General features: G+C 71.4%; 10 protein-coding genes and 1 pseudogene. 6 read left to right on the forward strand and 5 right to left on the reverse strand.

Annotation, left to right across the window (positions count from 1 at the left end; genetic code table 11):
- Positions 1 to 62: 62 nt before the first annotated feature.
- Positions 63 to 1,301: pseudogene (locus tag PUT80_RS02205) on the reverse strand (RNA polymerase sigma factor); the annotation flags it as partial.
- 86 nt (positions 1,302 to 1,387) lie between these two features.
- Complete coding sequence (locus tag PUT80_RS02210; RefSeq protein WP_037806149.1) at positions 1,388 to 2,137, reverse strand: TetR/AcrR family transcriptional regulator; 750 nt, start codon at positions 2,135 to 2,137, stop codon at positions 1,388 to 1,390.
- 106 nt (positions 2,138 to 2,243) lie between these two features.
- Here PUT80_RS02210 and PUT80_RS02215 point away from each other — a divergent pair, with 106 nt between their 5' ends.
- Together PUT80_RS02215 and PUT80_RS02220 are read left to right on the forward strand one after the other, a co-directional pair.
- The gene (locus PUT80_RS02215) at positions 2,244 to 4,718 is read left to right on the forward strand and encodes a DEAD/DEAH box helicase (RefSeq protein WP_275290909.1); all 2,475 of its coding nucleotides are present in this window, start codon (positions 2,244 to 2,246) and stop codon (positions 4,716 to 4,718) included.
- Entirely contained in the window at positions 4,715 to 5,362 is a 648-nt protein-coding gene (locus PUT80_RS02220) for an SWIM zinc finger family protein (protein ID WP_037806151.1), read from the forward strand. Before PUT80_RS02215 ends, PUT80_RS02220 begins: the two co-directional genes overlap by 4 nt.
- A 645-nt stretch (positions 5,363 to 6,007) precedes the next feature.
- Here PUT80_RS02220 and PUT80_RS02225 read toward each other — a convergent pair.
- The 3 genes from PUT80_RS02225 to PUT80_RS02235 form a co-directional block, all read right to left on the reverse strand.
- Positions 6,008 to 6,742, reverse strand: coding sequence for an SDR family oxidoreductase (locus PUT80_RS02225; protein ID WP_275290910.1), 735 nt, complete (start codon positions 6,740 to 6,742; stop codon positions 6,008 to 6,010).
- A 141-nt stretch (positions 6,743 to 6,883) separates the two neighbouring features.
- Positions 6,884 to 7,480: a TetR/AcrR family transcriptional regulator gene (locus tag PUT80_RS02230; protein ID WP_238606395.1), complete on the reverse strand. Its 597-nt coding sequence runs from the start codon at positions 7,478 to 7,480 to the stop codon at positions 6,884 to 6,886.
- Between the two features lie 45 nt (positions 7,481 to 7,525).
- On the reverse strand, positions 7,526 to 8,116 hold the full coding sequence (locus tag PUT80_RS02235; protein ID WP_238606396.1) for a TetR/AcrR family transcriptional regulator: 591 nt from the start codon (positions 8,114 to 8,116) through the stop codon (positions 7,526 to 7,528).
- Between the two features lie 103 nt (positions 8,117 to 8,219).
- Between PUT80_RS02235 and PUT80_RS02240 the strand changes: the two genes are divergently transcribed.
- The 4 genes from PUT80_RS02240 (at position 8,220) to PUT80_RS02255 (ending at position 12,401) form a co-directional block, all read left to right on the forward strand.
- On the forward strand, positions 8,220 to 9,731 hold the full coding sequence (locus PUT80_RS02240; protein WP_275290911.1) for a CocE/NonD family hydrolase: 1,512 nt from the start codon (positions 8,220 to 8,222) through the stop codon (positions 9,729 to 9,731).
- 19 nt (positions 9,732 to 9,750) lie between these two features.
- Positions 9,751 to 10,533 (forward strand): cyclase family protein, encoded by a 783-nt coding sequence (locus PUT80_RS02245; RefSeq protein WP_275290912.1) that lies wholly within the window; start codon positions 9,751 to 9,753, stop codon positions 10,531 to 10,533.
- Entirely contained in the window at positions 10,530 to 11,450 is a 921-nt protein-coding gene (locus PUT80_RS02250; protein ID WP_275290913.1) for a fumarylacetoacetate hydrolase family protein, read from the forward strand. The genes PUT80_RS02245 and PUT80_RS02250 overlap by 4 nt, the downstream gene beginning before the upstream one ends.
- Before the next feature lie 174 nt (positions 11,451 to 11,624).
- Positions 11,625 to 12,401 carry a PE-PPE domain-containing protein gene (locus PUT80_RS02255; RefSeq protein WP_275290914.1) on the forward strand — a complete coding sequence of 259 codons (777 nt, stop codon included), beginning with the start codon at positions 11,625 to 11,627 and terminating at the stop codon, positions 12,399 to 12,401.
- The last annotated feature ends 23 nt before the right edge of the window (positions 12,402 to 12,424 follow it).

Here is a 12,424-nt window from a genome sequence, read left to right on the forward strand (position 1 = left end):
CCGGAGTCGGTTCTGCCCTCCCGACGAACGGACGAGGCGGAGACAGACACCTCCGGCGAAGAAATTTCCGAAAGTCTTCTCCGGAGGTAGCTGCGTTCGGCTCCGGTGGGGGCCAAGGCGAGCGCTTCGGTGTACGCGACCTGGGCTTCTTCGGTGCGGCCGAGCCTGCGGAGGAAGTCCGCGCGGGTGGCGGGCAGCAGGTGGTAGCCCGTCAGGTCTTCGGCCAGCCTGTCGGCGAGGGCGAGCCCGGCTTCGGGCCCGACGGCCATGCCGACCGCGACGGCGCGGTTGAGTTCGACCACCGGACCCGGCCGGTAACGCCGCAGCTGGAGATAGAGCCCGGCGATCTGCGCCCAGTCGGTGTCTTCGGCGCGCGCGGCACTGGCGTGGCACGCGGCGATCGCGGCCTGCACTTGGTACGGCCCAGGGCTGCGCCGTCGCAACGCACTTTCCAGCAGCGCGGTGCCTTCGGCGATCGCGGCGGTGTCCCACTGGCTGCGGTCTTGTTCCTCGAGCGGGATCAATTCGCCGTCGGGGCTGTTCCGCGTGCCGCGGCGGGCGTGTTGGAGCAGGAGCAGCGCGAGCAGGCCGGTGGCCTCGGATTCGTCCGGCATCAGGGAATGCAGCAGCCGGGCCAGCCGGATAGCTTCGACCGCCAGATCGGGACGCTGGAGGTCGTCGCCTTCGCTGGCCGAGTACCCCTCGTTGAACAGCAGGTACAGCACGCCGAGCACCGCGGCGGTGCGCTCGGGCAGCAGGTGCGCGGGCGGCACCCGGTACGGGATCCCGGCGGCGCGGATCTTGCGTTTCACCCGGACGAGGCGCTGCGACATCGTCGACTCGGACACGAGGAACGCACGGGCGATCTCGGCGGTGCTGAGCCCGACGAGCGTGCGCAGCGCGAGCGCCACCTGCGCTTCGAACGCGAGCGCGGGATGGCAGCAGGTGAAGATGAGCCGGAGCCGGTCGTCTTCCACCATGTTCTGTCCACCGTGGACGGCTGCCGGTTCGTCCGGGACGGCCAGCAGCGCGGCCTCCCGGAGTTTGTCCGCTCCCGCCGACGCGCGGCGGAGCCGGTCGACGGCACGGTTGCGGGCGGCGGTGGTGAGCCACGCTCCGGGGCGGTCCGGAACGCCGTCGCGCGGCCAGGTGCGCACGGCGAGCGCGAACGCGTCCTGGGCGCATTCCTCGGCCAGGTCCCAGTCGCCGGTGACGCGGATGAGCGTGGCCACGACGGAGCTCCACTCGTCGCGGAACGCCTGCGCGACCGCGGCTTCGGCCGCGTCGTGCTGCCCGGTCACTGCGTGCCCCTCCCTATGCGGGCCGGCGAACGAGTTCCGCCGGCACTCTCCGAACGGTAAACCGGGGCGCCGACAATTTCGCGCGGTCAGGCTCCGGCCAGCTGGCCGATCCCGTCGAGGATGCGCTCGAGCCCGAACCGGAAATGGTGCTCGGGATCCGAAGAGCCGCCGTAAGTCTGCCCGGCGGTGGTGCCGACCCGGCTCGCGCGCGGGAAGTGCACCGGATCGGCCGCCGGGATTTCCGCCAGCACCGGCGCGGAACGGTTCCACCAGTCGACGTCGCTCAACCCGCTGCGCCGCGCGGCGCGGGTCGCGTCCACCGAACCGCGCGCCGCGCCGGCGACCAGTCCGTTGAGCAGGCTGACGATCGCGTCGAGCTGGACGTCGTCGAGGTCGAGTTCGTCCATCGCGGCGAGTTCGCGCTCGTATTTGGCGAAGGTGTGCGGGCCCAGCGTCGGGCGGCCGACGCGGATCTCCAGCAGCCAGGGATGCCGGTGGTAGAGCCGCCACAGGTCCTCGGCGACCGCGGCGAGCCCGGCCCGCCAGCCCTCCGGCAGTTCGCCCGGGAGCTCGCCGTGCGCGTGGTCGAGCATCAGCTCCAGCAGTTCGTCGCGGCCGGGCACGTAGGTGTAGAGCGACATCGTGGCGACGCCGAGGTCGTCGGCGATCCGGCGCATGGTGACCGCGTCCAGTCCTTCCGCGTCCGCGACCCGGATCCCGGCGGACACCACGTGCTCGACCGACAGCTTCGGCTTCGGGCCGCGGCGCGGGGGACCCGGCACGCCCCACAGCAGTTCGATGGCCCGCCGCGGATCGCCCGGTTCCTCGGTGTCCATTTCGCTCCTTGTACGCAGTACAGAGTTTTCCGGTAGACTATCCCGGAGAGGCCAGCCAGGGGAGGGCGGAGCGCTGAATTCAGTAGTGGTGGAGCCGGGCCGGGTCGTGTTCTGGAGACCGGACGGCGCGGAGCCGGACGGTCCCGGGGCGCCCGGGACCGTCGAGGTCGTGCTGCCGGACGGGGTGCGCACGGTGCCCGCGCTGCGGTTGCCGACCGCGGACGCGGTGCCGGTGCTGCGGACGCTGGCCGGTCCGTCGGCGAGGTTCTGGGCGCTGGCCGCCGAGGCCGCGGAACGGCTCGCGTCGGCCGGGTGGACCGGGGCGCTCGACCCCGACGAGGAAGCGTGGCTGCGCCGGCTCGCCGACGCGATGCCGCCGCACGCGCACGCGACGCCGATCCCGGGCGACCCGGCGCGGCTGCCGGAGCCGTATCCCCTGCTGATGCGGTTCCTCGGCGACGTCGCCGGAGTGGAGCCCGCGCTGCGGGTGTCGCTGCGAATCGAGTCCGACGACCTGGCGGGCGGCCGGTTCCGCGCGGTCGTCCAGGTGCACGGCGGGACCGAACCGCTGGTGGACGCGGAAGAACTGTGGCGCACCGGCAGCCAGGAGGCGCGGCACGAGGTCCTGCTGGCCTTGCGGCACGGAGCCGAGGTGTGGCCCGCGCTGGCTCCGCTGCTGTCGGCGGCGGTTCCGTCGTCGGTCGCGCTGGGAGACCGCGAGATCGCCGAACTGCTCGCGGGCGCGCTCGACGCCGCGGAGCTGGCGGTGCACTGGCCCGCGGAGCTCACCGGGCTGGCCGCGCGAGCGGTCGTCCGGCCGGGCGACGCGCCGTCGGACGCGCGGTCGTTCTTCGGCGGCGACCGGGTGCTGCAGTTCGACTGGCAGCTCGCGCTCGGCGACAGCGAGCTGAGCGTCGCGGAACTCGACGCGCTCGCCGAGGCCCAGCGTCCGGTCGTCCGGCTGCGGGACCGGTGGGTGCTGCTGGACCGCACGACCGCAGACCGCGCCCGGGACCGCACGCTCAAACCGCTCACCGCGATCGAGGCGCTGGGCGTCGCGCTCACCGGGCGCACCGAGGTCGACGGCGAGCAGGTGGAGGTCCGCACCGACGGCTGGCTGGAGGAGCTGCGCGAGCGGCTGTCGGCCGACCCGGCGCCGGTGCCGCAGCCAGCCGGGCTGGCCGCGACCCTGCGCGACTATCAGCTGCGCGGCTTGCAGTGGCTCGACACCGTCACCGGCCTAGGCCTCGGCTGCTGTCTCGCCGACGACATGGGGCTCGGCAAAACCGTCACGCTCATCGCCCTGCACCTGCACCTGCACCGCGGCGCCGGTCCGACGCTGGTCGTGTGCCCGGCTTCGCTGCTGGGCACGTGGGAAACCGAGATCCGCCGGTTCGCGCCCGGGACGCCGGTGCGCCGGTTCCACGGCACGGCGCGGTCGCTGGAGGATCTCGGCGGCGGGTTCGTCCTCACCACCTACGGCACGCTGCGCACCGATCCCGCGCCGCTGGCCGGGGTGAGCTGGGATCTGCTGGTCGCCGACGAGGCCCAGCACGTGAAGAACCACCGTTCCGACACGGCGAAAGCGTTGCGGCTGCTGCCTTCCTCGGCGAAGGTCGCGCTCACCGGCACGCCAGTGGAGAACACTCTCACCGAACTGTGGGCGATCCTCGACTGGACCACGCCCGGACTGCTCGGCCCGCTCGCCGATTTCCGCAGGCGCTGGGGGAAGCCGGTCGAATCCGGGGCCGATCCGGCGGTCGCCGAGCAGCTGTCGCGGCTGCTGCGGCCGTTCCTGTTGCGCCGCCGCAAATCCGACCCGGGCATCGCGCCCGAGTTGCCCGCCAAGACCGAGACCGACCGGCCGGTGTCGCTCACCGCGGAGCAGGCCGCGTTGTACGAGGCGACCGTGCGCGAGCTGATGGCGGACATCTCCGCGAGCGACGGCATGGCCCGCCGCGGCCGCGTGGTCAAGCTGCTCACCGCGCTCAAGCAGATCTGCAACCACCCCGCGCAGTTCCTCGGCGAGCCCGACGACAGCCCGCTCGCCGGGCGGTCCGGCAAGCTCGAGCTGCTCGACGAACTGCTCGACACCATCCTCGCCGAGGACGGCGCGGTGCTGGTGTTCACCCAGTACGTCGTGATGGCGCGGCTGCTCGAACGGCACCTCGCCGCGCGCGGCGTCCCCTCGCAGCTGCTGCACGGCGGCACCCCGGTCGCGCGGCGCGAGGAGCTCGTCCGCGGTTTCCAGAACGGCGACGTGCCGGTGTTCCTGTTGTCGCTCAAGGCCGCGGGCACCGGGCTCACCCTCACGCGGGCCGACCACGTCGTGCACTACGACCGGTGGTGGAACCCGGCGGTCGAGGACCAGGCGACCGACCGCGCGTACCGGATCGGGCAGACGCGGCCGGTGCAGGTCCACCGTTTGGTCGCGGAAGGCACGGTCGAAGACCGGATCGCGGTGATGCTGCGGGAGAAACGCGCGCTCGCCGACGCGGTGCTCGCCTCGGGCGAGGCCGCGCTCACCGAACTCACCGACGCCGAACTGGCCGAGCTCGTCACCCTCCGGAGGCAGCGATGACCGACCGGGTCCGCGGATTCCCCGCGTTCCCCGCCCGCCCCGGCCGCGGCCCGTTCGCCCGCACCTGGTGGGGCCGCGCGTGGCTGCAGGCGATGGAGGACACCGCGCTCGACCTGCGGCAGCTGAAGAAAGGCCGGAGCTACGCCGCGGCGGGCCTGGTCGGCCCGATCACGGTCAGCCCCGGCCTGATCACCGCGACCACCGAGGACGCCGACGACGGCCCGTACCGCACCGGCGTGCACCTGGCCGAACTGTCCACAACGGACTGGGAGCTGCTGCTCGACCGCGCCGCCGACCACTCCGGCCACCTCGCCGCGCTGCTCGACCGGCACCTGCCGCCGGAACTGGCCGAGGTCGTCCCGCTGCTGCCCGGCATCGGCGACCTCGACCCGGACTGCGACTGCCCCGGCTGGGAACTCCCGTGCCGGCACGCCGCCGCCCTGTCGTTCCAGGTCGCGTGGCTGCTCGACGCGGACCCGTTCCTGCTCCTGCTCGCCCGTGGCCGGACCGAACAGGAAATCCTCGACGAACTCGGCCGCCGCACCGCCACCCGGGTCACCACCGGAGTCCTGGCGGCGGACATGTATGCCCGGGAGGTGCCGCCGCTGCCGGATCTCGCGGAGTTCACGCCGCGCGTGCGGTGATCCGCGCTCGCGCACCCCGGGGTGCCGCCGCCAGGCCATGCAGAGTTCACGCTGCGCGTGCGGTGATCCGCGCTCGTGCGCGGCGGGGTGTCGCTGCTGCCGGACGTTGCGGAGCTCATCCCGGTCGTGCGGTGACCGCGCTCGTGTGCGGCCGGGTGCGTGCAGCGCTCGGCGGGATCGGGCGGATTGGCTTTCGCCGCCGGATCCCGCCGAGTTCACACCGCCGTTCTGCCGAGCGTGTGCAGCCGGGGTGCTCGCATCGCTCGGCAAGACCGGTGGCTTTCGCTGCCGGAGTTCTCGCCGTCTTTCCGTCGACCTGCGCACGCGCACAGCCGAGGGCACCCGCAGCACCCATTAAGACCGGCGGCTTGGCCTTGTGCTGCCCGATTTCGCGGAATTCTCGCCGCGCGTCCGCTGACAAACGCTCGCGCACGGCCACGTGCGTGCAGCACTCGAACGCTCGGTGGTTTGGCTTTCATCGCCGAGCCTTGCAGAGTTCCCACCAAACCCGCGCTCGCACGGAGCCTGCTTTCCTGCCGCACTCGGCAAGGCCGGGCAGTTCGGCTCCGGCAGCGGTCGACGCCCGCTGCTTCCCTTGCCCGGCGCCGAGTTCTCGCTCTGTCCCGGTGATGTTCTCGCGGGTGCTCACACCTGCGCGAAACCCCCGTCGGCAAAGAACTCGGCGCCGTTGACATAGCTGGACGCGTCGGAGGCAAGGAACGTCGTCACGGCGGCGATCTCCGCGGGTTCGGCGAGGCGGCCCAGTGGTATCGCGCCTTCGGACTGCCTGAGCGCCTCGGACGGGACCAGCTCGAGAAGACCGGGCGTGCGCGTGCCGCCAGGGGACACGACGTTGACCCGGAACCCGTGCGTGCGCGAGCTGAGAGCCCAGCCTCGGGCGAGGTTGCGGATCGCGGCCTTCGATGCCGCGTAGACCTCGAGTCCCTGGCTGGGCCGGGTGGTGGCGGTCGAACCGGTGAGGATCACCGAGGCGTTCGGGCTCAGCAGCGGCAGCGCTTGCTGCAGGGTGAAGATCGTTCCCTTGACGTTGGTGGCGAACACCGAGTCGATCAGCTCCTCCGTCACCTCGCCGAGGGGAGCCGAGATGCCGATGCCTGCGTTGGCGACCAGTACGTCGATGCGACCGGCCTGCTCGCGCACGGTCCGGTACAACGCGTCGAGCTCATCGAGCACCGAAACGTCACAGACCACGCCCGTCACGGCAGGCCCGAGTTCGGCGACCGCGGCGTCGAGCGCGTCCTTGCGGCGGCCGGTGATGAAGACCTTGGCGCCCTCGTCGCGGAACGCGCGTGCGGTCGCGAACCCGATGCCGGTGCTGCCTCCGGTGACCACGGCGATTTTGTCTGCCAAGACGGCCATGCCGCCCTCCTTCAAGGTTATTGACCGTAAGGTCCATAACTGTCGCAGATCTGGACCGAGCGGTCAATAATGAAGGCGGGAAGAGCATGCATGGACCTGGATGTGCCAGGCAGGCATCCGAGGCGAGAGCGGCGGTCCGTCTTACTGCGCCGGGACGGGCAGCAGCCGCTCGATAGTGGACTGGGCCGCCTTGGTGAGCGCGTCGACGTCCATGCCGGTACGCCCGAGCGCGGTCAGGCCGAGCTGGGCGACGAGCACCGCGCGGGCGGTCTCGGCGGGGTCGGCGTCAGGGGAGAGGTCGCCTTCGCGCTGGGCGCGTTCCAGTGCCTCGGCGAGAATGTCCGTGATCGCGTCGTAGCTGCGACGCGCCTCAGCGGCCACGTCCGGAGTGCTCGCGGCCAGTTCGGCGTTGCTGTTGGCCAGCAAGCAACCTCGACGCGCGACCGCTCCGGTCGGGTCGACGGTCGGGCTGAGCAGAAACGCGCGCACCATGTCGATCCCGCGCGCCGCGGACGCCAGATTTTCGCGCAGCTTCAGCAGATTCGCGTCGTCGTAGTCGCGCAGTACTCGCAGGAATAGGCTTCGCTTGTCTCCGAACGCCCCGTACAAGCTGCCTTTGCCGAGTCCGCTCGCGCGCAGCAGGTCCTCCAGTGACGTCGCCGCGTAGCCCTTGTCCCAGAACTCGTCGCGGACAGCGAGCAGCACGCGTTGTTCGTCGAACTCGCGGGGCCGGGCCATGCGCCGACCCTACTGGTTCTGGACCGTACGGGCCACAACGCTGACTCAGGCAGACGTGAGGAGCCCGTGGAGGAGCGCGTCGACGATGCGTGCTGGCAAGTCCGGTTCGAGCGGCTCGCGGGTGAGCACGATCCTGAAGTGCAGCGGCGCGACGAGCATCTCCAGCACGAACCGCGGGCTGGTGCCGACGGGCAGTTCTCCGCGTTCGACCGCCCGCGCGGCGATCTGGCCGGACTGGGCGTAGCGGGCGTCCCAGTACTGGTCGCGCAGCTGCTGGGTGGCGGGGTCGTCGCCGGCTGAGGCCAGGGTTCGGTCGAGGGCGTTGCCAGCGGGCGAGGTCAGGTACTTCGCGAGCGAGGTGGCGTAGGCGATCAGGTCGTCGCGCACATTCCCGCTGTCGGGCACCGGAAGCTGTTCGGCGGCGTCGGCGAGCAGGGCATCGATGACGAGGTTCTCGCGGGTGCCCCACCGCCGGAAGATCGACGTCTCGTTGACCTGCGCGCGCCGCGCCACCTCGGACACCTTCAGTCCGGTCAGGCCATGGTCCTGCAGGAGCTCGTTGGTCGCGTCGATGACGGCGGCGCGCACCCGGGCCGCCCGTCCGCCGGGTCGTCGTCGGACGTCCGAATCGTTCACGGGCAGCACTCTAATACAAGTCCGCTTGCTTTAGCGCGTGCCAGTGGCCATACTCCTTGACGCAAGCGGACTTGCTTTAACGGTCACCCCCTGGAGTACTGAGATGCGCATCGAACGGGACATCGAGGTCCCCGCCCGCACCGGCTCGCCGATCCTGGCCGACCTGTTCCTGCCCGACGACGAGGGCGCGTTTCCCGTGCTGGCGTCGATCAGCCCGTACGGCAAGGACGTGCACTGGCCGGACCGCTATCCGCTCTACGACCGCGTGCCGCAGAGCGAGCACATGGTCTGGGAGACCCCGGATCCCGAGTGGTGGACAGCGCGCGGCTATGCGGTGCTGCGCGCCGACACCCGGGGCACCGGCAAGTCGCCCGGCCGGATGGACCTGATGAGCCCGGGCGATTCCGAGGACTTCTACGACGTCGTCGAATGGGCGGCCGGACAGCCGTGGTCCACCGGAAAGGTGGCGTCCAGCGGAATCTCGTGGCTCGCGATGATGGGCTGGCGGGTCGCGGAACTCCAGCCGCCGCACCTCGCCGCGGTCGTGGCCTGGGAAGGCGCGACCGACTTCTACCGCGACTTCATCTACCAGGGCGGCCTGTACGCCAACGGGTTCGTCGAGTTCTGGTGGGACCGCCAGATCACTCCCCAGCGCAATGGCGAGGACGGCGACGACTGGCGCGAGGTGCTCCCGCAGCGCCCCGTGCTGGACGACTACCACCAAGCACGCATCGTCGACCTCGACCGGGTCACGGTGCCGGTGCTGTCGGCGGGCAACTGGGGCGCCCTGCATGTCCACCTGCGCGGCAACATCGAAGGCTGGGCCCGCGCGGCGTCGCGGGACAAGTGGCTCGTCGTGCACACCGGCACCCACATCGATCCCTACTACGCCGACTGGGCCCTGGACCTGCAGCTGCGCTTCCTCGACCGGTTCCTCAAAGACCAGCCCGACCGGATGGACGGCGTGCCCCCGGTGCGGCTGGCGATCCGGCACGGGCGCGAGGTCGAATGGCGAGACGCCACGGACTTCCCGCTCCCGCAGACGCAGTGGCGCGAACTCCACCTCGGCGAAGGAACCCTCGCCTGGGACCCGCCCGCGGACGCCGCGACGGTTGCCTACCCCGCCAGCTTCGACACCGCCCCGGTGACCGATCCGCTGGAGCTGACCGGCCCGGTCGCGCTGCGCCTGTGGCTCAGCTCCGAGCAGGACGACCTCGACGTCTTCGCCCGGGTGCAGCACATCGGCGCGGACGGCGAGCCGATCCCGGGGGTCGGCCCCCAGGGCGGTCCGGTCCCGATGACGATGGGCTGGCTCAAGGCTTCCCACCGCGAGACCGATCCGGAGCGGTCGCTGCCGCACCGGCCGTGGCACCCCCATTCCCGCGAGATTCCCCTCGCGCCCGGCGAGCCGACCCTGCTCGAGGTCGAGATCTGGCCCACCAGCATCACCCTCGCGCCGGGCGAGCGGCTGCGCCTCGAACTGGTCGCCGGCGACAGCGACCTCGGCTTCATGACGCACGACCGTCCCGATCTCGCCCGCCCGGCGACCGGCGCCGTCATCCACCTCGGCGGCGACCACGCCTCCCATCTGCTCGTCCCCGTCATCCCGCGCTGAGCGGCCGGAAGGAGTCGCCATGCGACAGCTCGTGGACATTTCGGTTCCGCTGCGGGGCGGGATCGCGTCCGACCCGCCCGGGCACCGGCCCTCGATCACCTACGTCGACCATCAGCAGTCGGTCCCGGACCTGCTCCGCTTCTTCCCGGGGGCGACGGCCGCGGACCTGCCCGACGGCGAAGGCTGGGCGATCGAGCGGATCGAGGCCACCACGCACACCGGCACCCATCTCGACGCCCCGTACCACTACGCGTCCACAATGGACGGAGGCCGCCGGGCGATGACGATCGACGAGGTGCCGCTGCACTGGTGCTTCCAGCAGGGAGTGAAGCTGGACTTCCGGAGCCTGCCCGACGGCCACGTCGTCACGCCCGCCGACATCGACGCCGAACTCGACCGGATCGGCCACCGGCTGCGCCCGCTCGACATCGTGGTGGTCAACACCCGCGCCGGTGCCCGCTACGGCCAGGACGACTACGTCGATTCCGGCTGCGGAGTCGGCCGCGCCGCCACCCTGCACTTGCTCGAACAGGGGGTGCGGGTGACCGGAACCGACGCCTGGAGCTGGGACGCCCCGTTCCGGTTCACCGCCGAGCGCTACGCCCGCGACCGCGACGCCTCGGTCATCTGGGAGGGCCACCGGGCCGGCCGCGAGATCGGCTACTGCCACCTCGAGAAGCTGCACAACCTGGAAAGCCTCCCGGCCACCGGGTTCCAGATCGCCTGCTTCCCGGTCAAGGTCCACGCGGCGTCGGCAGGCTGGACCCGCGCGGTGGCGATCTTCGACGAGGAGACGGAATGAGAATGGGTTCCTTGTTCGTCGACGGCGTCCAGCGCTACGGCGTCGTCGACGGTGACCGCATCGATCTGCTGCCCGAGACCGCGGACGTCTTCGAGGTGCTCGCCGCAGGGGAGACCGGAGCGGCGGGCGAGCGGTCGGCCTGGGACGAAACCGCATCGGTCGCCGTCCCGGTGCCGGTCGCCAGCATCCGCGACTTCATCACCTTCGAACAGCACACGGCCGGCTCGCTCCGCGCGATCACCGGAACCAGCGAGGTCCCGGACGCCTGGTACGAAGCGCCCGCCTTCTACTTCACCAACCCGCACGCCGCGATCGGCTCCGGCGCCCCGGTCCCGATGCCGCCCGGGTGCGAAGTGCTGGACTTCGAACTCGAAGTCGCGGCCGTGATCGGCACGGCGGGTTTCAACCTGTCCGTCGCCGAGGCCGCGGACCACATCGCCGGGTTCACCATCCTCAACGACTGGTCGGCGCGCGACCTGCAGAGCCGCGAAATGCGCGTCGGACTCGGACCGGCCAAGGGCAAGGACACCGCCACCACCCTCGGCCCGGTGCTGGTCACCCCGGACGAATTGGCCGACCGCGACGGCCGGTACGACCTCGCGATGGAGGTTTTCGTCAACGACACCCGCATCGGCGGCGACACGCTTGCCAACATGGCCTGGACGTTCGCCGAGCTGATCTCCTACGCCAGCCGGGGCACCTGGGTCCGGCCCGGGGACGTGCTCGGCTCCGGAACCTGCGGCAGCGGCTGCCTCGCCGAACTGTGGGGATGGCGCGGCGACCGGCAACCGCCGCCGCTGCGCATCGGCGACACCGTCCGCATGACCGTGGAGGGGATCGGCACCGTCCACAACACCGTGGTCGCCGGTCCGCCCCTGCACGACGTGCCCGCTGCCCGGCGCAGAAACCCGGCCTGAGGCGGGTCACTCGATCCGGTGGACTCGGATCCGGCGCCGGTACCGCCTGACCAGCGGCATCGGCGAACGCCCCGGCTCGCGGGCGATCATGATGTCAGCAGGATTTCATTGCTCCTCCGTAGCTTTTCGAACACGTTCAGCAACATGCTGACCATTCGACGCGGAGGGGACCCGATGGGGAAGAAAACCAGGAGGATCGCGCTGATCGGCGCGGTCGTCGCCACGCTCGGCGCGGGATTCGCCAGCGCCACACCGGCGTACGCCGACGACGCGCACTACTACATCCTGATCGGCGGCACCTGCGACGGGAAGGCGTCGGTCTACCGTCCGGAGTGGCTGCAGGGCGGCATCGCGCGGGTCGTCGACTATCCCGCCGGGGCCGCTGGCGCGCCGAACTGCGACCAGACCCCGATGGACCAGAGCGTCGCGATCGGGCACGCCCGCGGCCGCCAGGTCGTCCAGGACGCCTACCACGAGAACCCGAACGCCGAGTTCACCGTCGTCGGCTACTCCCAGGGCGCGATAGTGGCGAACCTGGTCCTCAACGACATCGCCGACGACCAGCTCGGCGTCGACAAGGCGAAGTTCAGCGCCAAGCTCTTCGCCGACCCGATGCAGCCGCCCGGCCCGGCCGGAACCGGGATCAGCGCGACGCTCCCGCCGGGCACCGGCCTGCCCTCGCCGTTCGGCGGATACGTGTCGTTCGGCGCGGGCCGCCCGGACTTCGCCGGCGTCCGGTCCATCCGCTACTGCATCCAGACCGACGGCATCTGCGATTTCGACCCGATCCAGGCGGCGGGCGGCTACTTCGCCCAGCACTGGTGCTACCAGTGGCCGCGCCCGTCCGACCAGCGGTCGATCATGCAGGACAGCATCGCCGACGGCGTCTACACCAACACGTCGGTGCGGCTGGGCAAACAGGACTGCTGGGGCGGTCCGGTCCATCCGTGACCGCGGCGGGTTTCCCGGCACCC

Origin of the sequence: Amycolatopsis sp. La24 (assembly GCF_029087445.1) — a bacterium.
GTDB lineage: Bacteria > Actinomycetota > Actinomycetes > Mycobacteriales > Pseudonocardiaceae > Amycolatopsis > Amycolatopsis nivea.

Bases quoted from the DNA above. Each gene is read 5' to 3' on its own strand.
- PUT80_RS02210 (WP_037806149.1), bottom strand. From the start codon at position 2,137: ATGGACACCGAGGAACCGGGCGATCCGCGGCGGGCCATCGAACTGCTG.
- PUT80_RS02220 (WP_037806151.1), top strand. From the start codon at position 4,715: ATGACCGACCGGGTCCGCGGATTCCCCGCGTTCCCCGCCCGCCCCGGC.
- PUT80_RS02225 (WP_275290910.1), bottom strand. From the start codon at position 6,742: ATGGCCGTCTTGGCAGACAAAATCGCCGTGGTCACCGGAGGCAGCACC.
- PUT80_RS02230 (WP_238606395.1), bottom strand. From the start codon at position 7,480: ATGGCCCGGCCCCGCGAGTTCGACGAACAACGCGTGCTGCTCGCTGTC.
- PUT80_RS02240 (WP_275290911.1), top strand. From the start codon at position 8,220: ATGCGCATCGAACGGGACATCGAGGTCCCCGCCCGCACCGGCTCGCCG.
- PUT80_RS02245 (WP_275290912.1), top strand. From the start codon at position 9,751: ATGCGACAGCTCGTGGACATTTCGGTTCCGCTGCGGGGCGGGATCGCG.
- PUT80_RS02250 (WP_275290913.1), top strand. From the start codon at position 10,530: ATGAGAATGGGTTCCTTGTTCGTCGACGGCGTCCAGCGCTACGGCGTC.
- PUT80_RS02255 (WP_275290914.1), top strand. From the start codon at position 11,625: ATGGGGAAGAAAACCAGGAGGATCGCGCTGATCGGCGCGGTCGTCGCC.